Genomic DNA, 25313 nt, shown 5'->3' on the forward strand with positions numbered 1-25313 from the left:
TCGCGGAGGCGGGATTGCTCACCGGGCAGACACCATCACCGACGAGCCGGATGTACAGTTTTGGATTGCGTTACTCGACGCAGTAGTCGACGAAGTTGCGGAGAATCCGGAGGCCGGTCTCGCCGGACTTCTCGGGGTGGAACTGCGTCCCGAAGACGTTGCCTGCCTCGTTGGCGACGATGGCCGGGAAGTCGATGCCGTAGTCGGTCTCAGCGACGACGGCCCGTTCGTCGTCGGGGTCAGCGTAGTAGGAGTGGACGAAGTAGGCGTACTCCCCGTCGATGCCCTCCGTGATAGGGTGGTCGCGCCCGACCGACAGTTCGTTCCAGCCCATTTGCGGAATCTTCTGTCCCTCGGCAAAACGGCGGTTTCGGCCCGGAATCAAATCGAGCCCTTGCACGTCGCCCTGCCCTTCCGTGTCGGCCTCTTCACTCGACGTGAGCAGCATCTGCATGCCGAGACAGATGCCAAAGAGCGGTCGCCCCTCTTTTGCGTACTCGACGAGTCCGTCGCGAATTGAGGCGGCGTTTTCCATCCCTTCGGCGAAGGCACCGACCCCCGGGAGGACGACGCCGTCGGCGGCGTGGAACCGTCCGGGGTCGTCGCTGATAGTGACGCTCGCGCCCGCGCGTTCGAGTCCGCGGGTCGCAGAGCGGAGGTTCCCCAGCCCGTAGTCGACGAGGACGATGTCGGCCGTCGTTTGGACGCTCATACTTCCCGTTGGTGGCGGGGGGAGAAGTCGGTTTTCCTCCACCTGTCGGCGACGATCATACACAATTGTGTGTATCTATGTGGGACTAATAGCAACATTTAACATAGTGGTGTCCAACCGTTAGCTGAATTCCGATGACGAACCGGCGCACCTTCCTCAAATCCGCGGGCATCGCTGGCACAGTTGGACTCACCGGCCTCAGTGGCTGTATCGGGTCGTTCGGCTCCGACCCGTTCAACGACGGGGCGATCCAGTTCCTCATGTCGCCGACCGAACCGCAAGAGCAGATGCGTGCACAGTACACGCCGGTCCGAGAACAGCTCAGCGAGTCGATCGACATGGCCGACGAGGTAACCATCGACTACGCGGCTGACTACTCCGCGACGCTGAACGCGCTGGACTCCCAGACCGCAGATATCGCAGAGACCGGCCCGTTCGCGGCCGCCCTCGGCGTGAACAACGACCAGGCCGAAATCATCCTCCAGCGCCGCGCCTACGGCGGCTGGACCTACCGTTCCATCATCATCACGCGCGACGGCACGGACATCTCCTCGCTCGAGGACCTCGAAGGCCGTGACGTGGCCTTCGCCGACCCGCTGTCGGCGTCCGGGTCGCTCTACCCGCTGTTCATGCTGCAGGAGGCCGGCTTCTCTGTGCCGGACTCGCCGGGTAGCCCGTCGGGTGCCGACTTCAACCCGACGTGGTCGAGTCACGCGAGCGCGCTCGAAGCGCTCCAGACCGAGCAGGCCGACGCGGCCGGTGTCGGCTACTTCATCGCCTCCGGCGACAACGACGACGGTCTCGCCGACGGGCTACAGCTTGTCGACGACCGACAGGGCATTCCGCGTGCCCCCATCGTCGTGAGTCCACAGCTTACCGACGAGGAGCAGACCGCGGTCACCGAGGCGTTCACGAGCGCACCGGACACGATGTACTACGGCGAGGACGGCGAAGAGGGGACGGAAGACGACATCTGGTTCGACGGCGTCCGCGCCGCGACGGTCGACGACTACCAGCCTGTTATCGACCTCGCTGACTCGCTCGGCTACGGTCAGGACGTCTTCGAGTCCTGAGCCGTCAAAACGCGCGGAGAAAAAGCACAGCATTTTGACTACTGAGGTTACCACGTTACGATAGAGACAAGAATGGCGACAGTTACAGCATCAGGGCTCACCAAGGTCTACGGCGAGGACACGGTCGCGTTGGACGACGTGTCCTTCGAACTCAAGGACGGTGAGTTCGTCGTCCTACTGGGCCCCTCCGGTGCGGGAAAGTCGACGTTGCTTCGAATTTTGAACGGACTGACACAGCCGACGGAGGGGACGCTCGAAATCGGCGGCGCGGAGGTGACCGGCACGCGCTCGGACGTGGCGATGGTGTTCCAGATGCATTATTTGGTCGAGTCGATGAGCGCCTACCGCAACTCGCTGACGGGCGCGTTGAACCGGACCGAGACGGTCGACAGCGTCATCTCGAACTACGAGGAGAAGGACAAAGACCTCGCGCTGGAGGCGCTCGACACGGTCGGGCTGCTCGACGAGGCCGACCAGCGTGCCGGTTCCATGTCCGGCGGCCAACAACAGCGCGTCGGCATCGCCCGCGCGCTCACACAGAACCCCGAGCTCCTGCTCGCTGACGAACCGGTCGCGAGTCTCGACCCCAAGGCCGCACAGGAGGTCATGCGGTATCTGAAGCTGGCCGCGGACGACCGGGACCTGACCTCTGTCGTCTCGCTCCACCAGGTCAACATCGCCCGCGAGTTCGGCGAGCGGTTCCTCGGACTCCGCGACGGGGAGGTCGTCTTCGACGGCGGGAAGGAGGACCTGACGATGGACGTGGTCGACCGCATCTACTACGGCGACGGCGACGCGGAGAGCGAGACCGGCGTCGAACACCTGGCCGAAACGTAATCATGGCAACAAGCGACATTCAAAACGTCAAGGAGCGAATCGAGAGTCAACAACTCGTCCGTCGTATTCTGGGCTTCTTCGGTCTCTTCGTCATTCTCGGCTTGACCGCGTTGGGGATGGTGTACGTCGAGTTCACGCTCGCGCAGTTCATCCAGCAGTTCCCCATCTGGCTCGACAGCGTCTCCCGGTTCCTCCAGCCGGACTTCATCGACCTGACGCTCGCGACCCGTCAAGAGGAGATTGGTGGACTCGGCGCGATCTGGTACACGCTCACCAACCCGTGGACGATCGTCGAGGCCGCCGGTCAGACCCAACTCAGCGGGAGCCTGCTCGTCCCGGCCGCCATCACGACGATTATCGTCGGCTTCACCGGAACGGTCCTCGGCTTCCCGCTCGCGCTCCTGTTTGGCGTGCTCGGCTCCGAGCGCGTGACGCCGTTCCCGTTCAACTTCATCTTCCGTGGCACGATGTCGGCCATCCGCTCGGTGCCGGCGCTGGTGTGGGTGTTCATCTACATCGCGCTGTTTGGCATCTCCGAGAAGTCCGCCATCATCGCGATTGCGACCGACACCATCGGCAACCTCGGTCGCCTCTTCACGGACGAACTCGAGGAGATCGACGACGGCCCGATCGAAGCCATCTCCTCGACGGGTGCCGGCCGCGCACAGACCGTCATCTTCGGCATGCTCTCGCAGGTGTCCACCTCCTTCATCGCGTGGACGCTGTACGTGCTCGAGATCAACACCCGCATCGCCATCTCGCTCGGCGTCGTCGGGGCCGGCGGGCTGGGTCAGTACATCAAGCTGAAACTCCAGTTCGGCAGCGACCAGGCGTACGCTGCCGCCGCCGCGGGTCTCATCATGGTGATGCTCATCGTCGTCAGCGTCGAACTCATCTCCTCGCGCATCCGCGCCCGGTTGCGACCCGGCGAGGACACCGGCAAGGGCCTCGTCGAGACCGTCCGCGGGCTGTTCGACGGGAACAAGTGGCTCGGCCGCACCGACGCGAACTAGCTCAGTAGTCGCCGAGTCGGGACTGTCCCGACTCGCTGTCGCCAACGCCCGCCACCTCGGCCGCGCGGGCGATTGCCGTCTCGAACGTCTCTCGTTGACTCCGGTCGTACAGCGTCGCCGCCGGATGTACCGATACGAGCAGTCGGTACGACGACTCGCCCACTCGCACGTCGAACAGGTCGCCGGCCTCCGTGGTCACGCCGACGGACCGCTCGAGCAGGTGTTCGGAAGGCACCTTCCCCATCGTGACGATGAGTTCGGGGTCGAGCCGCTCGATTTCCGTCTCCAGATACTCGCGGCAGTTATTGAGTTCGCCCGTCGTCGGGTCTCGATTCTCGGGCGGGCGACAGCGCACGCAGTTGGTGATGCGCACGTCGCCGCGGGCGAGCCCCGCATCCCGGAGCGCGTCGTCGAGCACCGTCCCCGAGCGGCCGACGAACGGCTCGCCCTGCTCGTCCTCGTTCGCGCCCGGGCCCTCGCCGACGAACAGCAGGTCCGCGTCCGCCGGACCGACGCCGTTGACGATGCGCGAGCGCGAGACACACAGCTCCGGACAGCGTTCACACGCCGTCACGTCCAGTCCGTCCATACCGACTGCACGCGACCCGCAGTTAAGAATCCGCCCGGAACCGCCGCCCGGCGCGGGCCACAAGGCGTGCGACGCGGAGCGGTTCGGGTCGGCCACCCTCGGGCGTGAACCCTCGCACGATTGGTTCGGGATCGTCGGTGCCGACGGCTCGCACCCACAGCTCGTCGTCGTTGACCGTGACGTTCGTCCGCGGGGGCTGGCGCTCGTAGATGTCACGCCGTGTCACGAGTGCGTCGCCGTCGAACTCGCGGGCGAGCGCGGCGTCGAGTCCAGCGCTCGCCTCGAAGGAGACGGAGACGACGGGACGGTCGACCCGCTCGTGGATTCGGTCGAGGTCGAAGAGATTGAACCACGCGGGCGCGATGCCCGCAAGCAGTACGTACTGGGCGTCGGGCCGGTCGAGTCGCGAGAGAAGCGAACAGGCGGTGTCGGTCGCGTCGAGTCCGCCGACGGTACAGCGGCCGTACTCCAGTCCGTCGACGGTTCGGTCGGCGCGGACGACCGCCGCGGCGAGGGTGGACTCGCCGTCGCCGGCCGACTCGGCGATACCGACCGCGCGGGTGGCCTGCTTCACTCAGTCGTCGTCCTGCATCTCCTGGAACTGGTCGAGCAGTTCGTCACTGGAGTCCAGATCGAAGGAGACCTCGCCGTCGTGGTCGTGTTCCGCGGCGTTGATGCCGTCTTCGTCCTCGAAGTCGGTGTCGTACTCCTGATTCTCCTGTTCGGACTCATCGTAGCTCCCAAATCCCATATGTGTACGTAAATTACTAATCTGGACGGAAAAGTTCACGGGTCGTCCACAGGCTCAAGCGTCCGCCTCACGTACCCCGGCTATGGACCCGATTCCGGTCACTGCAGACGCAGAGGTGTTCACCTGCAACGCGTATCTCGTCCCCGGTGAGACGACCACCCTCGTCGACGCCGGCGCGATGGACGGCGTCGTCGAGGTCATCGAATCGCACGTCGACACCGTCGATGCGGTCGTCCTCACCCACCAACACGGCGACCACGTCGCCCAGTTAGACGCCGTCGTCGACCGATTCGACCCCGACGTGTACGCCTACGCCGACCACGACTACCGGACCCACGCCATCGACGACGGCGACACCGTCCCAATCGGCGACGAGCAGTTCGACGCGGTGTACACGCCCGGCCACGCCGACGACCACGTCTCTTTCGTCTCCGACGGGACGCTCTTCTCGGGCGATGTCGTCGTCTACAACGACGGAGCCTTCGACGACGGCAGCTTCGGGCGCACGGACATGGCCGGCCAGTCGCGCGAGCGACTCATCGAATCGCTGCAGGACCTGCTCCCCCATCTTCATGAGGTCGGCGCGATGTACGCCGGCCACGGCGACCCGTTCACCGGTGACGTAACCGACGTCGTCGAGCGGGCACTCGAACGCGCACAGCGCCGAGAACCGAAGTACCCGGAATGAAACCCCTTTTCGCCCGCGAGCGGCGACTCGCCGTATGAACGTATCAGAAGGCGGCGTCACCATCGAGGTGTCCGAGACGCGCGACGGCGCGAGCGAGGGGACCGGCGAGGGCGTCTTCTTCAACCCCACACAGGAACTGAACCGCGACCTCACCGTCGCCGTCCTCGACACGTGGGCCGAGACGGAACGCGACGGTCCCGGCACGTATCTCGACGCGATGTGCGCCTCCGGCGTCCGTGGCGTCCGCGCGGCAAACGCCGGCTGGGACGTGACCTGTACCGACATCGACGGCGACGCGACGGACCTCGCGGCCCGGAACCTCGACCGCAACGACCTCGCGGGCGACACCGAGCGAACGAACGTCAACGCCCACCTGTACGAACACCACTACGACGTGGTGGACCTCGATCCGTTCGGAACGGTCGTCCCGTTCCTTGATGCGGCGTTCAACGGCGCGAGCGAACTGCTGTGTATCACGGCTACGGACACCGCCCCGCTGTGTGGTGCCCACTTCAAGAGCGGCGTCCGCAAGTACGGCGCTGTCCCGCGCAACACGGAGTTCCACCCCGAGATGGGGACCCGGACCCTGCTGTCGGCATCCGTCCGGACTGCGGCCCGGTACGACGTGGCCGCGACCCCCGTCTTCACCCACGCGACCAGCCACTACGTCCGGACGTACCTCGCGCTCGATTCGGGCGCGAGCAAGGCGAACGACCGCATCGACCAGCTGGGCTACGTCGACTGGTGTAACCACTGCTACTGGCGCGACCACGAGTACGGACTCATCGCCGACCCGACCGACGAGTGTCCACACTGCGACCACGCCACCCAGACCGCCGGCCCGCTGTGGCTCGGCCCGACCCACGACCAGTCGTTTGCCGCTGAAGTCCGCGACCGAGTCACCGACGCGATGGGGGAGGCGACGAAGGCGCGGCGGCTCTGTAACCGCCTCGAAGCCGAGCGCCACGACCCGACCCACTACGACCAACACGAACTGTACGGCAACTGGGGTGAATCGGCCATCGGGATGGCCGACTTTCTCGACGCGCTCCGGGACGCCGGCCACCCGGCCTCCCGCAGCCACTACGGCGGAACGACGTTCAAGACGCCGGCCTCGGTCGGCGAGATTCGCGACGCCGTCTTATAACTGCCTGCGCGGCGACCGTCGGGTATGCGCTGACTCGCCCGCGACGTGTACGCCACCGGTCGCCGCGCCGACGTGTCGACGCTCGCGGGCGCACTCGCGTACTTCGCGTTCCTCGCGCTCGTCCCCCTCGGCGTGTTGTTCGTCGCCGCGGTCGCCGCGCTCGTCGGCGAGCCGACCGGCTCGCGGGTGCTCGCTCTCCTCACGGAGACGCTCGACCCCGGCGTCGGCTCGCTCATCGAGTCGAACGTCCGGGACGCACGCGGCCGGTTCGAGGCGACGCTGCTCGCGACGGCGACGCTCGCGTTCGGTGGGTCCCGGCTGTTCCAGACGCTCGAACGGGGGTTCGCAAGCATCTACGGCGAACGCCGCGAGCGGTCGACTGCGCTCCGGGACGTGAGCACGGTCGCGCTCGCCGACACCTTCGCGCTCGCCGTCCTCGGTGTGCTCGGAACCCACCTCGTCCACGGTGTCTCTGACGGTTGGCTCGCTCCCGGCGGGACCGTCCTGTTGTTCGTCGGACTCGTCTGTGCCGTCGTCCCGACGTTCGTCGTCTTCCCGTCGGCGACCGTCCGGGTGCGTGACGCACTTCCGGGCGCGGCGCTGTCCGCCGGGAGTTGGACTCTCGCGACGGTCGTCGTCCGCTGGTACGCCACCACCGGCGGACCGTGGCAGTACGGCGCGCTCGGGGTCGTCGTGCTCTCGCTCGGCTGGCTCTACGTCGGCGGTCTGGTCGTACTCGTCGGCGCGACGCTCAACGCTGTCCTCGGGGGCCACGTCGACCCGGACGAGACGTGGCATCCCGGCGATTATTAGTAGGGAGTCGCCCACCTCCGGGTATGAACCGCCGTCAGTCCGGCCCGCTCGACACCGTGAGGACGGTCGTCACCGTGGTCCGGAGCGACCAAATCACGTTCATCGCCGCGAGTCTCGCCTACTACGCGTTCATCTCGCTGCTCCCGCTGTTGTTGCTCACCGTCGTCGCCGTCAGCGTCGTCGGCGGGCCGGAGTTGGCCGCGACCCTCGGCACCGCGGCCGCGAACTCCTTCGGCCAGCAGGCCGGCGCGCTCGTCGAGAGCGCGCTCGTCAACGCCGCCGGCAGGGGCGGAGCGACCGTCATCGGCACCGCGCTTCTCGTCTGGTCGGCGCTGAAGCTATTCCGCGGGCTGAAGGTCGCGTTCACCACGATCTACGGCACCGTCGACGAGCAGTCGATGTTCGACCAGCTCCGCGACGGTTTCGTCGCGCTCGTCGGCGTCGGTCTCGGCGTCGCGGCGACGGTCATCGTCGGCTTCGTCGTCGCTCGCGTCGACCGCTCCATCGTCGGCGTCGACATGGCTAACGTGGCCGGGACGGGACTGCTCGTGCTCGGACTGTTGTTCGTCTTCTTACCGCTCTACTACGTGCTTCCCGACCGTGGCGTTGTGACGGTCCGTGAGGCGGTTCCGGGGGCGCTCGTCGCCGCCGTCGGCTGGGCCGGTCTACAGGTCGGCTTCCGAATCTACGCCGAACAGGCCGCGACGTACCAGGCATACGGTGTCCTCGGCGGCGTGCTCCTGCTCGTGACCTTCCTCTACATCGGCGGTATCATCCTCCTCGTCGGTGTCGTCGTGAACGCCGTCCTCGCCGGGCGTATCGACGACGAGAGTGACCTCCTCGACCCCGACGCCCACGGGACAGGAGGGAGGGGCTTATCAGCCACCGGTACGACCACTCTCGATGTGAGCGAGGACGCCGACGAACGTGGTGAACGAGACAGCCGCGACGAGGAGATTCGTGAACTCCGTGAACGACTCGCCGAGTTCGAAGACGAGGTGGAGGAGCGAACGGTCAAACGCGACGACCTGGAGCGTGACCTCAAGCGGTACGTCCGTCGGAAGGTTCGCTCCGGGAAGGCCCGCGGCTGGGGTCCGTATCTCGTCTTGCTGTACGGAACGGTCATGACGCTGGGCGCGTTCACCCAGCTCTCGGGCGGGTGGGCCGTCCTCGCGATGCTCGTCATCTGGCTGTCGACGCTCGGGCTGTACGCGCTAATGCTCATCGTCAGCGGGGGACTCTCCGCGGCACAGCTACCGTTCAAGCTGCGTGACACCGTCGCCGACCGGCGGAAATGAGCCACAACTTCGGTGTCGTCGCCGCGCTTCGTGACGCCCCCGATGTCGTCATCGTCGTCTTCACGCTGCTCACCCAACTGGGTGACTTCTGGTGGTATCTGTCCGTCCTGACGCTCGCGTACGCCTTCGCGGGTGTCCACCCGCGACTGCGCGGCGAGCGCGTCCGTGAACGCGTTGCCTTTGTCATCGCCGTCGCGCTCGGTGCGCTCGCCGTTACCTACCTGCTGAAGCTGGCGGTCACGCACTCGCGCCCACCCGGTGCCGAGACCGCCCGCGACCTCGCGTGGCTTCCCCCCTCGCTCGACCCCGTCTGGCGCTCCCTCGCGACGAGCGACAGCTACAGTCTCCCCTCCGGACACGCCACCGGGAGCGCGGCGATATACGGGGCCATCGCGCTCGTGAGCCGGTGGGGGAGCCGTCGGCTCCGATACGGCGGTGCAGCCGCGCTGGTCGCGCTAATCGCGCTCTCGCGGGTCGTCATCGGCGTCCACTATCTCGGTGACGTACTCGCCGGTCTCGCCGTCGGTGGCGGCTATCTAGCCGTCGTCTGGTTCGCCACTCGCGGCCGGAGAGTCAAGCGCGCGTTCTCGATTGCACTCGCCGTCGCGCTCGTCGGGATGTTCGCGACACTGACCCCGGAGACGGCCGCGATCGCCGGAGCCACGCTCGCCGGTCGCATCACGTGGACCATCGTCGGTGGACGGCTTCCGGCGTTCTCGACGCGCACTGAGGGGGTAGTGACGGCAGTCGCCGCGCTCGCCGGTGCGGTACTTGCGGGCGGGACTGCCTTCGTCGGTGACGCGAGCGTCGTCGCGCTGTTCGTCGCCGCCGCCGGTGGTATCACGCTGATTCTCACGTCGCCGCTGGCGACGGAGCGACTCCTCGGGTAGTCGTGGGCCGTCGCTGTCGACGCGCGAAAGAAGGAGAAGGAGAAACGCGTTAGAACGTTTCGAGGTAGCGGTCGAGCTCCCAGTCGGAGACGTCGACGCGGTAGTCGTCGTACTCGGCGTTCTTGGCCTCGAGGAACTTCTCGGCGACGTGGTCGCCGAGCGCGTCCATCACGAGTTCGTCGTCTTCGAGCGCGTCGAGCGCCTCGCCGAGGTTCGACGGCAGCGTGGTGATGCCGTGCTCCTCGCGCTTCTGCTCGTCGAACTCGTAGATGTTCTCGCGAACCGGGTCCGGGCAGTCGAGGTCGTTCTCGATGCCGTCGAGTCCGGCGTGGATGAGCGCCGCGAAGGCGAGATACGCGTTACACGACGGGTCCGGGAAGCGCGCCTCGATACGTGAAGCGGCCGGGACGCGAGCGGCCGGCTTGCGGATGAGCGCGGAGCGGTTGCGGTCGGACCACGCGACGTACACCGGGGCCTCGTAGCCGGGGACGAGTCGCTTGTAGCTGTTGACGGTCGGGTTCGTCACGGCCGCCAGCGCCTCGGCGTGTTCGAGGATGCCGGCGGTGAACTGCTTTGCCGTCTCGCTCAGGTCGAACTCGTCGTCGCCGTCGTGGAAGGCGTTCTCGCCGTCCTCGGTGAACAGCGAGATGTGGGTGTGCATGCCCGAGCCGTTGATCCGCGGAATCGGCTTCGGCATGAACGTGGCGTGGAGGTCGTGTTGTGCGGCAATCGCGCGGACGACCGTCCGGAAGGTCCCGACGTTGTCGGCCGTCGTCAGGGCGTCGTCGTACTCGAAGTTGATCTCGTGTTGGCCCTGTGCGACCTCGTGGTGGGAGGCCTCGATGTCGAAGCCCATCTCCTCGAGCCCGAAGATGATGTCACGACGCACGTCCGAGGCGAGGTCCTTCGGCGCGAGGTCGAAGTAGCCGCCGGCGTCGTTCGTCTTCGTCGTTGCGCGCCCGTCCTCGTCTTCCTCGAAGAGGAAGAACTCCGGTTCGGGAGCGGCGTTGACCTCGTAGCCCATCTCCGCTGCGCGGTCGAGTGCGCCCTTCAGTACGTGTCGCGGGTCACCCTCGAACGGCTCGCCCGTCGACGTGTTGATGACATCACAGATGAGCCGCGCGGAGTGGCCGTCGCGCCACGGCAAAATAGCGAACGTGCTCGCGTCGGGCTTGAGCCGCATGTCCGACTCCTGAATACGGACGAACCCCTCGATAGAGGAGCCGTCGAAGTAGATTCCCTCGGTGAACGCCTTCTCCGCCTGGTCGGCGGGAACGGCGACGTTCTTGACTGTGCCGAGGATATCCGTGAACTGGAGTCTGAGGAAGTCGACGTCCTTCTCGTCGATTTCGTCCAGTACGCGCTGTGCTTCCGCCGAAAGGCCGCCGTCCGGTGCAGTGTCCTCCGTCATGTTCGAGACAGACGTACTGAACGTCCCCGGTATTAAAGCAGTATCTATCTTCGCAAAACATACCGAGCTCGCTCAGGAACTGGATATTCGTAAACTTATAATGGTGGGGATGCGTTACCAGGTGTAATGACGTACGAAAACCTCGACCGACGGTTGGTGAACGCACTTCTCGAAGACGGCCGCGCCTCCCTCCGCTCGCTCGCGGAGGAACTCGGCGTGAGCGTCACCACCGTCTCCAACCACATCTCCGACCTCGAAGAGTCGGGGATCATCTCCGGGTACACACCCGTCGTCGGCTACGATGAACTCGGCTACGACGTGACCGCTATCATCCAGCTCAAGTGCGAAGGCTCTGCGCTCCCCGACATCACCGAGCGACTGCGCGAACACAGCCAGATGATTTCGGTGTACGAGGTGACGGGCGACCACGACGTGATCGCCATCGGGAAGTTCACCGACACCGACCACATGAACTCCCAGATCAAGGAACTGCTCATCGACCCCGACATCAAGGAGTCGAACACCAGCGTCGTTCTGAACTCCGTGCTCGAAAACGAGCAGTTCACCCTCGATATCAAGGAGTAAGCTCCGCCGACTCAGTTCCCGCTCTCGCGGACATGTCAACGTCAGCGATGGCTCGCTCTACAACAGCTGTTCGAGTTGGTGGCGACGGCGGCTCACGTCGAAGTGGAGTCGAACGTTCCCCTGACTCGACAGCCGGTCGAGCACGAGCAGCGGGTCGACACCCTCGCTCTCGACGGCTTCGAGCAGCCCCTCGATGTCGCTGCGGTTGAGCGCGAGCGAGTCCATCATCCCGAGCGCCAGTGCCATCGCCGCGCCGGCCGTGCCTTCCGGAAACTCGTCAGAGACGCGCGAGAAGTCCGGCTCGTCGCCGAACTCCGCCGGCTGGCTGGCGAGACACCGCGTACAGGTCGCGACGTACTCGCTGTCCACGTACTCGCGCAGATTCAGCGGGACCTCGTACATCGTCGTCGGGCCGCCACAGTGGTTGCACTCCATACCGCGGCCACGGCGGCGAGCGAAAAGGGTGTGACTATTCGACCGGCTCAGACGTAGGTGAACCACTCGTCGTGGTCGTCCGTCTTGCGCTCGACGAGGTCGAAGAAGGCGGTCTGGAGTTCCTCGGTGACCGGGCCACGGGTTCCCGAGCCGATGGTGACGTTGTCCACCTGCTTGATGGGGGTGACCTCGGCGGCGGAGCCAGTAAAGAACAGCTCGTCGGCGGTGTGGAGTTCGCCACGCGAGATGGAGACGTTGTCGTGGACGGTGTAGCCGCGCTCCTCGGCCAGCGTGATGACGGTTTCGCGGGTGATGCCGTCGAGGATGGACTCCGAGAGTCCGGGCGTGAATATTTCGTCGTCGCGCACGAGGAAGATGTTCTCGCCCGGTCCCTCGGCGACGTTCCCCTCCTTGTTGAGGACGATGGCCTCGACGAAACCGTTGCGTCGAGCCTCCTCGCCGGCCAGCATGCTGTTGACGTACAGCCCGGTCGTCTTGGCGTTGGTCGGAATCTGACTGGAGGCGTGTTTTCGCCACGAGGAGACCATCACGTCGATACCGTTCTTGAGGGCCTCCTCGCCGAGATATGCGCCCCACTCCCACGCGGCGATGGCCACGTCGGTCGGGCAGTCCTTCGGCGAGACGCCGAGACTGTCGTAGCCGTAGAAGGCAATCGGGCGGATGTACGCCGACTCGAGCTCGTTGCGGTCGAGCAGCTCCAAGGTCGCCTCGGTGAGCTCCTCGCGATCGTGCTCGATGTCCATGTCGTACGGCTTGGTGCTCTCGTACAGTCGGTCGAGGTGTTCCTCCCAGCGGAACAGCGCCGTCCCCTTCTGTGTGTCGTACGCACGGACGCCCTCGAAGACGCCCGAGCCGTAGTGGAGCCCGTGTGAGAGGACGTGCGTCGTCGCGTCACGCCAATCGACGAACTCGCCGTTCTGCCAGATGACACCGTCGTCTTCCATCGCTTCGAACGCGGACATACGAACTCGTCGGTCGCTCGTAACTTAAATGTCGCAGAAACTGCCTACGCCAGCCGCGCGATGAGGTCCGCGCCCTCTACGTAAGCGAGCCCGTTGCGGTCGGCGTACGTCCGGGCGTCAGCCGGCGAGAGCGCCTCGCCCGTCTCGTCGTCTAACATCTCACACACCACGGCCGCCGGCGGCCGGTCGGCCGCGATGGCGAGCGCAACCGCGAGTTCGGTGTGGCCCTGTCGGTCGCCCAGTAGCTCGGGGGCGGCCCGGAGTAGGTGGACGTGCCCCGGCGCGCGGAAGTCGGCCGCGAACTCCAGCGTGTCGGGTGCGCGGGCCGATTCGCCCAGCCGCGAGATGGTGAGCGCGCGGTCGGCGTCGGTGATGCCCGTGAACGTGTCGCGGTGGTTCACCGTCAGCGAGAACGACGAGCGCTCGTCGTACGCGAGTTCGTGGTCGGCCGCCGCGGGATGGTCGAGTTGCTCCTGCATGAACGGGAGCGACCACGCCGCTGCCACCTCGTCCGAGAGCGCGACGCAGATGAGTCCGCCCGCGTCGTTGCGGAGCCGCGCGACTGCGTCGGCGTCGACTGCGTGTGCCGGGTAGATGAGGTCGGTCTCCCCCTCCCGGTCGGCGGCGTCGTGGACTAAGATCGGCTCGCCGCGGCGGTAGGCTGCGATTGCCGCGTCGACAGCTGCGTTACTCTGCTGTGACACGCACCGTCACCTCCTGGTCGTCCGTGAGGTCGAGTTCGTCCCGGAGCTTGACCGGGGCGATGATCTCCAGCTTGTCGGCGTCGTGGTGGGTGCGCTCGGGCGCGATGACGTGGGCCGTCTCGAACGACGCCTCGTCGGCCTCGACGGTCGCCGGCCAGCAGAACGCCGGGCCGTAGGTGCGGTCTTCCCCCTCCCAGCCGTCGATTTGAACAGGCTCGAAGCTGTCCATCCGGCTGCGGGCGGCGACGGACTCGTCGTTGAGTTCGACGTTGAGTGTGCCGAGGAACGGCTCGTAGCCCAGTTTCTCCTCGAACTGCTCCATGTAGCCGGGCAGGGAGATGTAGTGGCGGCCCTCGCCCATCCCGCTGGTGACGTGGCCGTCGAAGGCGACCGACGGGTCACGCTCGAAGATGTGGCGGTACTGCTCGTATTCGCTGCGGAGCACGCGTTCGCCGTCGTCGGTGAGGGTGACGCGCTGGCCGTCACCGAGCATCTCCCGCTCGATGAGTCCGGCGGATTCGAGCCGCTGGAGCCGGCGGGAGGCGGTCTGGTTCGAGACGTCGAGCCGTTCGGCGACGACCGCACACGTCACCGTGGTTGGCCCGTCGATGCTGCCCGCGAGCGCGAGTTCCTTGAGCGTCGTGAGTTCGTCCGGACCGACGGACGCGACCTGCTCTTGCATACCTCAAAGTGGGACCTTCGCGTGGTTAAGCATATCGTTACTGGCACGCATCGCAGAAGTGGAACGCTACGACCAGAACTCGCTGCCGCCCTTCAGCTTCGGCACCCACGTGTCCTCGTCGCGCGAGAGCAGGGTGACACGGGAGTCGGGAACCTCGCGGAAGGTGTCGTGGTCCGGGAGGAACTCCCCGACGCGTTCGGTGAACGCCTTCACCTCCTCGTGGCTCGGCATGTTCTCGTGGCCGAGTCGGCTCCGGGAGTGGCCGACGTACATGTACGCTTTCATCTCCAGGAAGTCGATGTCGGCGCGCTCGCACATGACGGCGTACCACTCCGGGGTGTGCATGTTGAAGCCGTCGACGAGCGTCGTCCGGATGACCGTCCGCGTCTCGTCTTTCTCTGCCAGCACGTCGAGCGTGTCGAGCAGTCGCTCCCAGGCGTCGTCTTCTATCGCGGCGACCGTTTCGTCGAAGGTGTGGCGGTCCGCGGCGTCGACGGAGACGTACAGCTGGGTCGGGTCACACGCGTCGAGCACCTCGGGCCGGGTGCCGTTGGAGACGAGGAAGGTCGTGATGTCGCGGTCGTGAAACGCCTCGATGAGCTCCGGCAGATACGGGTACAGCGTCGGCTCGCCGTCCAGCGAGATGGCGACGTGGCGCGGCTCCATCGCCTCGTCGAAGACGCGGCGCGGAACCTCGTCGTTGCCCCCGAAGCCGGACAGCAGTTTGCGCTGCAGCTCGATGGAGGCGTCGACGACCGCTTCGGGGTCGTCCCACTCGACCTCGTCGAGTTCGTACGCGTGGCCCGCGTGGTCGCGCCAGCAGAAGACACACCGCTCGTTGCACTTCACGACGGGCGTCATCTGGATACAGCGGTGTGACTGAATGCCGTAGAAGGTGTTCTTGTAACAGCGTCCTTCGCCGCGGAGGGCGTTCGCCGTCCACCCGCAGGTCTGTGCGGCGGTGTGGTTCCGGCTGTGGTACTCCGGGTCGTCCACCTGTTTCGGCCCGGTGTCGCTCATACCCGACGGTCGCGGGCCGCGGGCCTAAAGCCGTCGCTGTCGGGGCGAAACAGATGAGAACAGAGGGGTAATTCTGGGTCACTTCCGGCGGCAGTCGGAACACGGCGAGTCCCGAGGAGCCGACGGCCACGTCGGGGTAGACGTTCTCGCTGTCGGGAGCCGGCCGACCGTATCGGGCTTCGAGCAGATTGCCTTCCACCGGAGAGTCGAGTTGCGTCCACTGGGCGTCTTCTCGAAGATACACCCGGAGTTGCCCACCACGAGCTTCTTGTCGTCCTCGCGAGTGACGCAGTTTTAGCGGCGCTGAATGTTGAATTTCACTGTTGTTTGCGACAAAATAGATTACCACTCCGTGCTCCCACGGGTGATTCGACGTTCCTACCTACGTTACTACTGCTCGCGTTGTCCGCCACTCATCTCTGCGTGTCGCTCGCTCTGCTCGCTCCCGCGTCGGTTGAGATTGGCTCGCTGCGCTCACCGATCATCTCCGCAAGCCCCTTTATCACTCACAGGAAACGGGAGCCATGTTCATCGCCTTCCGCGAGGAGGTCTCGGCCGTCCTCGCCGACGCGCTCGACGACTGCGGCTATCCGAGCGACGACCTCGGTATCGAGGTTCCGCCCGAGGAGTTCGACGCCGTCCTCGCGTCTTCGGTCGCCTTCCGACTCGCCAGCGAAGCCGGCGCACCACCACCGCAGGTCGCCGGCGAGCTCGCCGACGCGGTCGACCTCTCCGAGACCATCTACGTCGACTCGGTCGCGACACAGGGTCCGTACGTCAATTTCACGCCCAGCAAGACCTACTTCGCCGACGCGCTCGCCGTCCGCGAGGAGAGCGGCCGCCTCGACTCGATCGGCGACTCCGTCGTCGTCGAACACACGAGCGCGAACCCGACCGGCCCGGTCCACGTCGGCCGTGCGCGCAACCCCATCGTCGGGGACGCCGTCGCGAACCTGCTCGAATACGCCGGCAACGACGTGGACCGCCACTACTACGTCAACGACGCCGGCCGCCAGATGGCCGTCTTCACGTGGGCGTACGAGACGTTCGACGAGTCCGACCTCCCGGAGCCGGAGCGCGACCGCATCGAGTACGACATGGTCCGCTACTACCGCACGGGCAACGAGTTTCTCGAGTCCGCCGACGAGACCGCCGTCGAGGCCGCCGAAGCCGAAATCGAATCGATTCTGCAGGGGCTGGAGGCGGGCGACGACGACACCTACGAGCGCGTGGGCGAGGTTGTCGACGCGGTGCTCGGTGGGATGAAGGAGTGTCTCGCGCGCCTGCCGGCGGCGTTCGACGAGTTCGTCAAGGAGACGCGATTCATGAAGAACGGCGACACCGACGACGTGGTCGCCCGGCTGAAGAGCCTCGACGAGGCCGTCTACGAGGAGGATGCGTGGCAACTCGACTTGGACGGCTTCGAGAAGAACCTCGTCTTCTTGCGCTCTGACGGTACGTCGCTGTACACGACCCGCGATTTGGCCCACCACGAGTGGAAGTTCGACAACTACGACCGTGCCGTGACCGTGTTGGGCGAAGACCACAAGCTCCAGGCCGGCCAGCTGAAGGAGACGCTCGGGCTGCTCGGCAACGACACCGACCAACTGGAATCGGTCATCTACTCGTACGTGAACCTCCCGGAGGGGAAGATGTCGACGCGTGCGGGCACGGGTATCGACCTCGATGACCTGCTCGATGAGGCGATCGTTCGCGCCCGCGACGAGGTGGAGTCGCGACTCGACACGCGCGACCGCGACGACGATCTCGAGGAGGCGGACATCGAGCGCATCGCCCGTCAGGTCGGTATCGGTGCGGTTCGGTACGACATCGTGAGCAAACAGCCGACGAAGGCCATCACCTTCGAGTGGGAGCGCGCGCTCGACTTCGAGGCGCAGTCCGCGCCGTACGTCCAGTACGTCCACGCGCGTTGTTGTGGTATCCTCGACGACGCCGGCGAGGTACCCGACGGCGACGTGGATGCGCTCACCGAACCGGAAGCCCGCGACCTGCTGCGTGAGATCGCGCGCTTCGAGGGCGTCATCGACGAGGCAGCCACAGATCTCCAGCCACACCAGATTGCGACGTACACGCGTGACCTCGCCGAGGCGTTCAACGCCTTCTACCGCGAGTGTCCGGTGCTGTCGGCCGAGGGGGAGGTGCGCGACGCTCGCGTCGCGCTCGTGGCCGCGGCTCGCCACACGATGGCGAACGCACTCGACATCATCGGCGTGGAAGCGCCGGTGTCGATGTAATCAGAGGGGAAGAACGAAGCCGCCGGAGTTGATGAGCGTCCCGCCGGCGAACTGGACGGCGGCCGCGCCGAGACCGAGCGCGAGCAACAGGAAGATGACAATCCACGACAGCGGGATGTTCGTATCGACGTTGTCTGGGTCGGGCATACCTCTGGTGGGGGGACGCGAGGCTTAAATCCTCACGACTCGGCGCAAGCGGTCAACAGGTACTTACGACGCATTACCGTAGCGCGTGTAATGAGCCAGCAGGAACAGGAGAAGTCGGACAAACAGAAGTACGACTTCCGAAAGGTCATCGAGGAGCTACAGGAGTACGAAGGCTCCGGCACGCAGTTGGTGAGCATCTACATCCCCGAAGACCGGCTCATCTCCGACGTGGCCGCCCACATCACCCAGGAACACTCCGAGGCGTCCAACATCAAGTCGAAACAGACCCGCACCGCCGTCCAAGACGCGCTCACGTCGCTGAAGGACCGACTCAAGTACTACGACGTGCGCCCGCCGGAAAACGGGATGGTCATGTTCTCCGGGGCGATCAACAGCGGCGGCGGCCAGACGGACATGATTACGCGCGTCCTCGAATCGCCACCCGACCCCGTCGAGTCGTTCCGCTATCACTGTGACTCGGCGTTCCTCACCGACCCGCTCGAACACATGCTCGCGGACAAGGGGCTGTTCGGGCTCATCGTCTTGGACCGACGCGAGGCGAACGTCGGCTGGCTGAAGGGGAAACGCGTCGAGCCGGTCAAGTCGGCGTCGTCGCTCGTCCCCGGCAAGCAGCGTAAGGGTGGCCAGTCCGCCCAGCGATTCGCCCGTCTCCGACTGGAAGCCATCGACAACTTCTATCAGGAGGTCGCGGAGATGGCAAACGATCTGTTCGTCGCCAAACGCCACGAAATCGACGGCATCATCGTCGGCGGTCCCTCGCCGACGAAAGACGAGTTCCTCGACGGCGACTACCTCCACCACGAGCTTCAGGACAGCGTCCTCGGGAAGTTCGACGTGTCATACACCGACGAGTCCGGGCTGTATGACCTCGTCGACGCCGCAGAGGACGTACTCGCCGAGACAGAGGTGATGAAGGACAAAGAGCAGATGAACGAGTTCTTCAAAGAGCTACACGACGGGGAGAAAGCCACCTACGGCTTCGAGCAGACCCGTCGCAACCTCATCATGGGCTCGGTCGACCGCCTGCTCATCTCCGAGGACCTCCGCGACGACGTGGTCACCTACGAGTGTTCGAACGGTCACGAGGAGCGGGAGGTCATCGACCGCCGGAAGAACACCTCCGACCATGAGTGCAGCGAGTGTGGCGAGGTCGTTGAGGGTGACGACGAGAACCGCGAGGACGTCATCGAACACCTCATCGACATCGCCGAACAGCGCGGCACGGAGACGAAGTTCATCTCGACGGACTTCGAGAAGGGCGAGCAGCTGCTGACTGCCTTCGGTGGGATTGCCGGCATTTTACGCTACTCGACTGGCGTGTAAACGTCAAAAACGCTCGCCGCGTTAGTTACTCGTCGCTGTTCCTTCTGGTACCGGTGTCGGGCCGTTGCCCGACTGCACCGTCGCCGTCAGCTCGGTTTCGGCTCCCTCATAGTCGACGGTGACCTCGATCTCCTCGGCGTCGCTCGGCACCGCAAACGTCACCTCACCGTTCGCGTCGGTCGTGTACTCGGTGCCGTCGTACGTGACGGTCGCGCCCTCGACGACCTCGCCGTCCCGTGCGACGTGGACGGTCGTGTTCTCACCGGCGATGACGATTCCCTCGAAGGTGGCCGAAAGCTCACCGCTCGCGGTCGGCGTCGTCGTCTCCGCGTCGTCGCCCGTCGCGTCCTCGCTCTCTGACGCCTCGGGGTCGTCGACGCGCTTGATTGGTACGTCGGTCCCCGACTCGCTCGCGACCGGACGGATATTGTAGCCGCCGTTCCCTCGCTCCACGACGTTGATGTCGTAGACGAAGTCGACCGACGAGCCGCTCTCGACGGTGAAGTTCTGGTTCAGTTGGAGCTTGCCGGACGGAAGCTTCACGTCCGCCGATTCGCCGGATGTGAGCCTCCCGTCTACCTCGCTCACGTTCAAGAACACCTTCGTGTAGTCGCCGCTCGCAACGTCGTACTCATCGACGAGCGACGAGTTCGCTCCCTTCAGCGTAATGCAAGGTGGAGCCTCCGACCTCAGGGAGCGAGCGTAGCGAGCGAGTAGGTCGGAGAGGAAACCGACCCGGTACTACGCTCCCCAAGCTCGATGGCTGGCCGACTCCCTCACAAGCCGTTAGTAGTATAAAGACTGCAGCCTACGTCTGACGTACGGATGGAGGTACGTCGCACTGTCCCCGTCAAACTCGACGTGGCCGACAGCGACGCCGACCTTCTCCACGAAACCATCTCCGAGTTCCTGTGGGCCGCTAACTACGTCGTAGACCACGCGTGGCAAGGCGAGTACAAGACGACGAGCAAAGCCGAACTTCAACGCGAAACCTACGACGACGTGCGGGCCGAAACGAGGCTCCAAGCGAACCTCGTCCAGAACGCCCGCAACAAGGCCGCCGAAGCGGTGAAAGGCGTCGTCGCGCGTTGGAAGCACGGTGACTATGCGGGAAAGCCGAACTTCTCCGCGCCGACGCTTGTCTACGACAAGCGGTGTGCGACGTTCAACGACGACCACGCCACACTCTCAACCGTTGAAGGACGCATCACTGCCGAGTACGTTCTTCCTGACGAGAGCCGCGAGACACCCCACTCGGAGTATCTATTCAACGACGACTACGAAGTGACGGGCGCAGAACTCCACTACCGAGACGGCGAGTTCTATCTTCACGTCCGAACAAAGGCGGACGTGGAGTCCGAGACTGCCGACGACGGCAACGACGAGCACAGCACAGTCCTCGGCGTTGACCTCGGCATCGAAAACGTCGCCGTCACGTCCACAGGAACGTTCTGGAACGGGTCGGAGGTGAACCACTGGCATCGTGAGTTCGAGAAGCGACGGGGGTCGCTTCAACAGCGTGAAACGCGAGCTGCTCACGAAACTATCCAGTCGGTCGGGCGCACCGAGACGGGACGCTACGACCACTTCTTACACACCGTCTCGAAAGAACTCGTCGCGGAAGCTATCGCGAATGATTGCGACGTGATCGCGTTTGAGAACCTGACTGGGATTCGTGAGCGGATGCCTCGCGCTAAGAAGTTCCACGCCTGGGCGTTCCGACGCCTGTTCGAGTACGTCGAGTACAAAGCCGAGATAGTTGGTATCTCGATTGGACAGGTAAATCCCGAGTACACCTCCCAACGGTGTTCCAAGTGCGGGACGACGCTCCGCGAGAACCGCCAGACGCAAGAGCGGTTCTGTTGCCAGAAGTGTGGCTACGAAGTGAACGCCGACTATAACGCGGCGAAGAACATCGGTCTGAAGTATCTCCGCGCGGCGCAAACGTCGTCGGACGGAGGCGCACCCGTAGACGTGCGCTTGAATCGCGGGATGTTGAACGTGAACGGCGAGTACGAGCCTGCCTATGAAGGCCAGAACGGGAGTCCACGCGAAAGCCCCACCCTCAACGAAGCGAACGGCGACGCCGTGAGCGAGTAGGGTGGGGTAGTTTACGCTCTGAAGTCGAATCGCCGGACAGCGGGACGGTCGTGTCACTCACTTGTCGACGCCGCGCTTCGACACCCGTTTACCGCCCCCGCCACTGGTGTCCGTATGACACTTGCCGTCACCTTCCTCGGGACGAGTGGGGCCGTTCCGACGGGCCAGCGGAACACGAGTTCGGTGTTCCTCCGCCGCGAGGGGGATTGTTTCCTCTTCGACTGTGGCGAGGGGACACAACGACAGATGATGCGGTTTGGAACCGGCTTCGGTATCGACCACATCTTTCTCAGCCACACGCACGGCGACCACGTGCTCGGACTGCCGGGCCTGCTCCAGACGTGGGACTTCAACGAGCGCGACCGCGCCATCGCCATCCACACGCCCAACGGCACTCGCCAGCTCGTCCGGAATCTCACCAGCGCGACCGGCGCGCGCCCCTCCTACCCCGTTCGCGTCCACGAGGTCGGTCCCGGCGACACCGTCCTCGACGCAGAGGAGTACGAGGTTCGCGCCTTCGAGACGGACCACCGCGCGAAGTCCGTCGGCTACGCGCTCATCGAAGACGACCGCAAGGGCCGATTCGACCGCGAGCGCGCCGAGGAACTCGGCGTTCCCGTCGGGCCGAGGTTCTCGACGCTCCACGCCGGTGACGCGGTCGAACTCGACGACGGCACCGTCGTCCACCCCGACGAGGTCGTCGGTGACCCGCGTCCCGGCCGGACGGTCGCGTACACCGGCGACACCCGCCCAATCGGTGCGACCGTCGAGGCGGCCGCCGACGCCGACCTGCTCATCCACGACGCGACCTTCCTCGACGACCGACGCGAGCGCGCCGGCGAGACGGGCCACTCGACGGCCGTTCAGGCCGCCGAAATCGCCAACCGCGCGAACGCGAAGCGACTCGCACTCACGCACGTCTCCTCCCGGTATGCCGGCCACGAGTACGACATCGAGGACGAGGGCCAGGCGTTCTTCGACGGCGAGGCCTTCCTCCCCGACGACGGCGACGAAATCGAGGTTCCGTACCCCGACGACTAATCGACTCGGCCGCGCCACCCCTTTCTCCCTGCCCGCCGTTGCTCGGGTATGGACCGCTACGACGCAGTCGAGCGCTACTACCACGCCATCGACGCCGACGAGTACGAGGAGTTGCGCGCGCTGTTGGCCGACGATTTCGTCCACGACCGCGGCGACATGCGACTCGACGGGGCCGATGCCTTCGTCGCGTTCATGCGCGACGACCGCCCCGACACCGAGACGAGCCACGAACTCACGGCCATCTACGAGAGCGACGCCGGTGTCGCCGCCGAAGGGACGCTCAGACGCGCTTCGGGTGAGCCGATGTTCTCCTTCGTGGACACGTTTCGCTTCGAAAACGAGAAGCTGTACGCGCTGACGACCTACACGCACCCGGCGTGAGCTACTCTTTTTTGCCTGCGCCGACCGCCGACTCGCCGACCGGCTCCGACCCCTCGATGGTGTCGGTCCCCATATACGACTGGAGCACCTCGGGCACGTCGACGGTGTCGTCGGCGTTCTGGTAGTATTCGAGAATCGCGACGACGACCCGCGGGACGGCGACCCCCGACCCGTTCAGCGTGTGAAGATACTCCGCCGACTCGTGGCGCTCCGGTCGGTACTGGATGTCCGCCCGCCGTGCCTGGAAGTCGTGGAAGTTCGACACCGACGAGACTTCGAGCCAGCGACCCCCCTCTTCCGGGCCGTCCTCGTCGTCGTTGCCCGGTGCCCACACCTCGATGTCGTACTTCTTCGCCTGCGTGAACCCCATGTCGCCGGTACACATCTCGAGCACGCGGTAGGGGAGTTCCAGCGCGTCGAGCACCGAACACGCCTCCGCGACGAGCTCCTCGAACCGGTCTTCGCTCTCTTCTGGACGGACGAAGTTGACGAGTTCGACCTTGTTGAACTGGTGTGACCGGACCATCCCCCGCGTCTCGGTGCCGTGTTCGCCGGCCTCGCGCCGGAAGTTCGGCGAGTACGCCTGCTTTTTCAACGGGAGGTCGTCGTCAAGCAGAATCTCGCCGCGGTACATGTTCGTGACCGGCACCTCCGCGGTCGGGAGCAGCCAGAGGTCGTCGTCGTCGTACGGTTCATCGTTGTCACCGCCCAGCCGGTAGGCGTCTTCCACGAACTTCGGAAACTGACCGGTCCCCCGCATCGAGGCCGAGTTGACCGGAATCGGTGGGAACACGTCCTCGTACGACTGCTCGCGGTGGGTCTCGAGGAAGAACTGGATGAGCGCGTGCTCCAGCATTGCGCCCTCGCCCTTCGTGAAGTAGAAGCCGCCGCCCGACACCTTCGCGCCGCGCTCGAAATCGAGGATGTCCAACTGCTCGCCGATGTCGTAGTGGGGAGCGACCTCATCGGGGAGGGTACGCAGCTCCTCGAATCCCTCGCGTCGGAGTTCCACGTTGTCCGACTCGTCGTCGCCCACGGGGGCCTCCTCGACCGGGACGTTCGGCAGCGTGAGCAGCGCGTGTTCGAGTTCCGACTCCAGCTCGTCGGCGCGCTCCTCGACGGTCTCGATTTCGGCTTTTAGCTCGCCCGACCGGTCGATTGCGTCCTGTGCTTCCTCCGCTTTGCCCTCCTGTTTGAGCTGGCCGATACGCGATGAGATCTCGTTGCGCTCCTTCCGGAGGTCGTCGCCCTTCGATTTGAGCTCGCGCCACTCCTCGTCGATTTCGAGCACGTGGGCGAGGTCCACGTCGACGCCTTTCGTGTCGAGGGCACGCCGCACCTCGTCGGGGTTTTCGCGGACAAACTGCCGTGATAACATAGTCGGAATTCACGACTCGCCGGCAAAGGAATGTCGGTGGCGTGTGACACCGCCACTTTACTATCGCGGCGACGGAGACGGGCTATGGTCACCGTCGACGTACACGAGATCACACAGGAGTCGGTTTCGGACATCTACTACTTCGACACCGGGATGTACGACACCCCGGAGTACGGAGCGGTCTACATCATCGACGCGCCCGAACCCACAGTCGTCGATACCGGGATGGGACCGGACGTGGAGAAGACCCTCGCCGCCCTCGGCGAGGTCGGTATCGACCACGACGACGTGGCGAACATCGTCCCCACGCACGTCCATCTCGACCACGCGGGCGGGGCCGGCTATCTCGCTGACGCCTGCGAGAACGCGACCGTCCACTGTCCGGCCGTCGGCGCGCACCACCTCGCCGACCCCGAACGCCTCTGGGAGGGGACCCGCCGCGCCGTCGGCGACCAGTTCCAGTACTACCGCGAGCCGAAGCCGATTCCGGAATCGCGCATCGAGGAGCTTCACGACGGGGACGAACTCGACATCGGCGACCGGACGCTCCACGTCCACGACGCACCGGGTCACGCTCCCCATCAGTGTCTCTTCTACAGCCCCGACGACGACGCCGTCTTCACGGCCGACGCGGCCGGCTTGTACGTCCGCCAGACGGGCGAGATTCGCCCCACGTCGCCGCCGTCGAACTTCGACTTCGAGCAGTGTCTCGCCGATATCGACACGATCCGCGACATCGACCCCGCCGTCCTGCTGTACCCGCACTTCGGCCCGGCCGACACGGGTGAGAAACTCGATACCTACGAGCGCGTCCTCACGGAGTGGGTGGAACGGGTCGAACAGGCGCGCACGGAACACGAGACCGACGCGGCGGTCGTTGAGGCGGTCGCCACACGCGTCGAGGGGACGGAGCCGTGGCCCGACGAGAAGGTGTACAACGAGGCGGCGATGAACGTCCGCGGCGTCTTGGGGTATCTCGACGCCCGCGAGGAGTGACCGCATCATCTCGGGGATTAATAGGTAGCCTCCTGAACCA

General features: G+C 65.3%; 28 protein-coding genes. 15 read left to right on the forward strand and 13 right to left on the reverse strand.

Annotation, left to right across the window (positions count from 1 at the left end; all coding sequences use genetic code 11):
- Positions 1 to 70: 70 nt before the first annotated feature.
- Complete coding sequence (hisH, locus tag DMP03_RS00255; RefSeq protein WP_152118743.1) at positions 71 to 712, reverse strand: imidazole glycerol phosphate synthase subunit HisH; 642 nt, start codon at positions 710 to 712, stop codon at positions 71 to 73.
- A gap of 134 nt (positions 713 to 846) precedes the next feature.
- On the opposite strand from hisH, the gene DMP03_RS00260 reads away from it, so the two are divergent.
- From DMP03_RS00260 to DMP03_RS00270, 3 genes are all read left to right on the forward strand, one after another.
- Complete coding sequence (locus tag DMP03_RS00260) at positions 847 to 1785, forward strand: phosphate/phosphite/phosphonate ABC transporter substrate-binding protein (RefSeq protein ID WP_152118744.1); 939 nt, start codon at positions 847 to 849, stop codon at positions 1783 to 1785.
- Between the two features lie 72 nt (positions 1786 to 1857).
- Complete coding sequence (locus DMP03_RS00265; protein ID WP_152118745.1) at positions 1858 to 2622, forward strand: phosphonate ABC transporter ATP-binding protein; 765 nt, start codon at positions 1858 to 1860, stop codon at positions 2620 to 2622.
- A 2-nt stretch (positions 2623 to 2624) separates the two neighbouring features.
- On the forward strand, positions 2625 to 3635 hold the full coding sequence (locus DMP03_RS00270) for a PhnE/PtxC family ABC transporter permease (RefSeq protein WP_152118746.1): 1011 nt from the start codon (positions 2625 to 2627) through the stop codon (positions 3633 to 3635).
- A gap of 1 nt (position 3636) precedes the next feature.
- On the opposite strand, the gene DMP03_RS00275 is transcribed toward DMP03_RS00270, so the two are convergent.
- Genes DMP03_RS00275 through DMP03_RS00285 form a run of 3 tightly spaced genes read right to left on the reverse strand, consistent with a single transcriptional unit; the run spans position 3637 to position 4975 of the window.
- Positions 3637 to 4224, reverse strand: a complete 588-nt coding sequence (locus tag DMP03_RS00275) for a uracil-DNA glycosylase (protein ID WP_152118747.1) — start codon at positions 4222 to 4224, stop codon at positions 3637 to 3639.
- Between the two features lie 22 nt (positions 4225 to 4246).
- A complete protein-coding gene (locus DMP03_RS00280; RefSeq protein WP_152118748.1) occupies positions 4247 to 4798 on the reverse strand; it encodes an endonuclease dU in 552 nt (183 codons plus the stop codon).
- Positions 4799 to 4975, reverse strand: a complete 177-nt coding sequence (locus DMP03_RS00285; RefSeq protein ID WP_075937261.1) for a DUF5786 family protein — start codon at positions 4973 to 4975, stop codon at positions 4799 to 4801. It lies immediately after the preceding gene.
- An 82-nt stretch (positions 4976 to 5057) separates the two neighbouring features.
- Here DMP03_RS00285 and DMP03_RS00290 point away from each other — a divergent pair, with 82 nt between their 5' ends.
- The 5 genes from DMP03_RS00290 to DMP03_RS00310 are packed head-to-tail and all read left to right on the forward strand — an operon-like array spanning position 5058 to position 9811.
- Positions 5058 to 5663, forward strand: coding sequence for an MBL fold metallo-hydrolase (locus DMP03_RS00290; RefSeq protein WP_152118749.1), 606 nt, complete (start codon positions 5058 to 5060; stop codon positions 5661 to 5663).
- Between the two features lie 34 nt (positions 5664 to 5697).
- Complete coding sequence (locus DMP03_RS00295; protein WP_152118750.1) at positions 5698 to 6810, forward strand: tRNA (guanine(26)-N(2))-dimethyltransferase; 1113 nt, start codon at positions 5698 to 5700, stop codon at positions 6808 to 6810.
- Between the two features lie 45 nt (positions 6811 to 6855).
- Positions 6856 to 7623, forward strand: a complete 768-nt coding sequence (locus DMP03_RS00300; protein ID WP_152118751.1) for a YihY/virulence factor BrkB family protein — start codon at positions 6856 to 6858, stop codon at positions 7621 to 7623.
- 23 nt (positions 7624 to 7646) lie between these two features.
- Positions 7647 to 8921 (forward strand): YihY/virulence factor BrkB family protein, encoded by a 1275-nt coding sequence (locus DMP03_RS00305; protein WP_152118752.1) that lies wholly within the window; start codon positions 7647 to 7649, stop codon positions 8919 to 8921.
- Positions 8918 to 9811, forward strand: coding sequence for a phosphatase PAP2 family protein (locus DMP03_RS00310; RefSeq protein ID WP_152118753.1), 894 nt, complete (start codon positions 8918 to 8920; stop codon positions 9809 to 9811). Before DMP03_RS00305 ends, DMP03_RS00310 begins: the two co-directional genes overlap by 4 nt.
- A gap of 49 nt (positions 9812 to 9860) precedes the next feature.
- On the opposite strand, the gene glnA is transcribed toward DMP03_RS00310, so the two are convergent.
- Positions 9861 to 11222 carry a type I glutamate--ammonia ligase gene (gene glnA / locus DMP03_RS00315; protein WP_152118754.1) on the reverse strand — a complete coding sequence of 454 codons (1362 nt, stop codon included), beginning with the start codon at positions 11220 to 11222 and terminating at the stop codon, positions 9861 to 9863.
- Positions 11223 to 11348: 126 nt separating this feature from the next.
- Here glnA and lrp point away from each other — a divergent pair, with 126 nt between their 5' ends.
- A complete protein-coding gene (lrp, locus tag DMP03_RS00320) occupies positions 11349 to 11807 on the forward strand; it encodes an HTH-type transcriptional regulator Lrp (protein WP_152118755.1) in 459 nt (152 codons plus the stop codon).
- 57 nt (positions 11808 to 11864) lie between these two features.
- Here the strand turns inward: lrp and DMP03_RS00325 are convergent, their stop codons facing one another.
- The 5 genes from DMP03_RS00325 to twy1 all read right to left on the reverse strand — a co-directional run bounded on the left by DMP03_RS00325 (position 11865) and on the right by twy1 (position 15631).
- A complete protein-coding gene (locus tag DMP03_RS00325) occupies positions 11865 to 12242 on the reverse strand; it encodes a DUF6276 family protein (protein WP_152118756.1) in 378 nt (125 codons plus the stop codon).
- 47 nt (positions 12243 to 12289) lie between these two features.
- A complete protein-coding gene (locus DMP03_RS00330) occupies positions 12290 to 13225 on the reverse strand; it encodes a branched-chain amino acid transaminase (protein ID WP_152118757.1) in 936 nt (311 codons plus the stop codon).
- Between the two features lie 44 nt (positions 13226 to 13269).
- Positions 13270 to 13929: a 3,4-dihydroxy-2-butanone-4-phosphate synthase gene (gene ribB / locus DMP03_RS00335; RefSeq protein WP_152118758.1), complete on the reverse strand. Its 660-nt coding sequence runs from the start codon at positions 13927 to 13929 to the stop codon at positions 13270 to 13272.
- Positions 13913 to 14611 (reverse strand): DUF120 domain-containing protein, encoded by a 699-nt coding sequence (locus DMP03_RS00340; protein ID WP_152118759.1) that lies wholly within the window; start codon positions 14609 to 14611, stop codon positions 13913 to 13915. The genes ribB and DMP03_RS00340 overlap by 17 nt, the downstream gene beginning before the upstream one ends.
- Before the next feature lie 66 nt (positions 14612 to 14677).
- The gene (gene twy1, locus DMP03_RS00345) at positions 14678 to 15631 is read right to left on the reverse strand and encodes a 4-demethylwyosine synthase TYW1 (protein ID WP_152118760.1); all 954 of its coding nucleotides are present in this window, start codon (positions 15629 to 15631) and stop codon (positions 14678 to 14680) included.
- 524 nt (positions 15632 to 16155) lie between these two features.
- Here twy1 and argS point away from each other — a divergent pair.
- Positions 16156 to 17886, forward strand: a complete 1731-nt coding sequence (gene argS / locus DMP03_RS00350; RefSeq protein ID WP_152118761.1) for an arginine--tRNA ligase — start codon at positions 16156 to 16158, stop codon at positions 17884 to 17886.
- On the opposite strand, the gene DMP03_RS14090 is transcribed toward argS, so the two are convergent.
- A complete protein-coding gene (locus DMP03_RS14090; RefSeq protein WP_172967026.1) occupies positions 17887 to 18033 on the reverse strand; it encodes a hypothetical protein in 147 nt (48 codons plus the stop codon).
- Positions 18034 to 18123: 90 nt separating this feature from the next.
- Between DMP03_RS14090 and prf1 the strand changes: the two genes are divergently transcribed.
- Complete coding sequence (prf1, locus tag DMP03_RS00355; RefSeq protein WP_152118762.1) at positions 18124 to 19377, forward strand: peptide chain release factor aRF-1; 1254 nt, start codon at positions 18124 to 18126, stop codon at positions 19375 to 19377.
- Positions 19378 to 19398: 21 nt separating this feature from the next.
- On the opposite strand, the gene DMP03_RS00360 is transcribed toward prf1, so the two are convergent.
- A complete protein-coding gene (locus tag DMP03_RS00360; RefSeq protein WP_152118763.1) occupies positions 19399 to 20070 on the reverse strand; it encodes a DUF4382 domain-containing protein in 672 nt (223 codons plus the stop codon).
- Between the two features lie 132 nt (positions 20071 to 20202).
- Here DMP03_RS00360 and DMP03_RS00365 point away from each other — a divergent pair, with 132 nt between their 5' ends.
- The 3 genes from DMP03_RS00365 (at position 20203) to DMP03_RS00375 (ending at position 22899) form a co-directional block, all read left to right on the forward strand.
- On the forward strand, positions 20203 to 21477 hold the full coding sequence (locus DMP03_RS00365) for an RNA-guided endonuclease InsQ/TnpB family protein (protein ID WP_152118764.1): 1275 nt from the start codon (positions 20203 to 20205) through the stop codon (positions 21475 to 21477).
- A gap of 114 nt (positions 21478 to 21591) precedes the next feature.
- Positions 21592 to 22518: a ribonuclease Z gene (rnz, locus tag DMP03_RS00370; RefSeq protein ID WP_152118765.1), complete on the forward strand. Its 927-nt coding sequence runs from the start codon at positions 21592 to 21594 to the stop codon at positions 22516 to 22518.
- Between the two features lie 48 nt (positions 22519 to 22566).
- Positions 22567 to 22899 carry a nuclear transport factor 2 family protein gene (locus tag DMP03_RS00375; RefSeq protein ID WP_152118766.1) on the forward strand — a complete coding sequence of 111 codons (333 nt, stop codon included), beginning with the start codon at positions 22567 to 22569 and terminating at the stop codon, positions 22897 to 22899.
- 1 nt (position 22900) lies between these two features.
- On the opposite strand, the gene serS is transcribed toward DMP03_RS00375, so the two are convergent.
- Entirely contained in the window at positions 22901 to 24277 is a 1377-nt protein-coding gene (gene serS, locus DMP03_RS00380) for a serine--tRNA ligase (RefSeq protein ID WP_152118767.1), read from the reverse strand.
- An 84-nt stretch (positions 24278 to 24361) separates the two neighbouring features.
- Here serS and DMP03_RS00385 point away from each other — a divergent pair, with 84 nt between their 5' ends.
- On the forward strand, positions 24362 to 25273 hold the full coding sequence (locus tag DMP03_RS00385) for an MBL fold metallo-hydrolase (protein WP_152118768.1): 912 nt from the start codon (positions 24362 to 24364) through the stop codon (positions 25271 to 25273).
- The last annotated feature ends 40 nt before the right edge of the window (positions 25274 to 25313 follow it).

Origin of the sequence: Halosegnis rubeus, assembly GCF_009184545.1 — an archaeon.
Taxonomy (GTDB): Archaea; Halobacteriota; Halobacteria; order Halobacteriales; family Haloarculaceae; genus Halosegnis; species Halosegnis rubeus.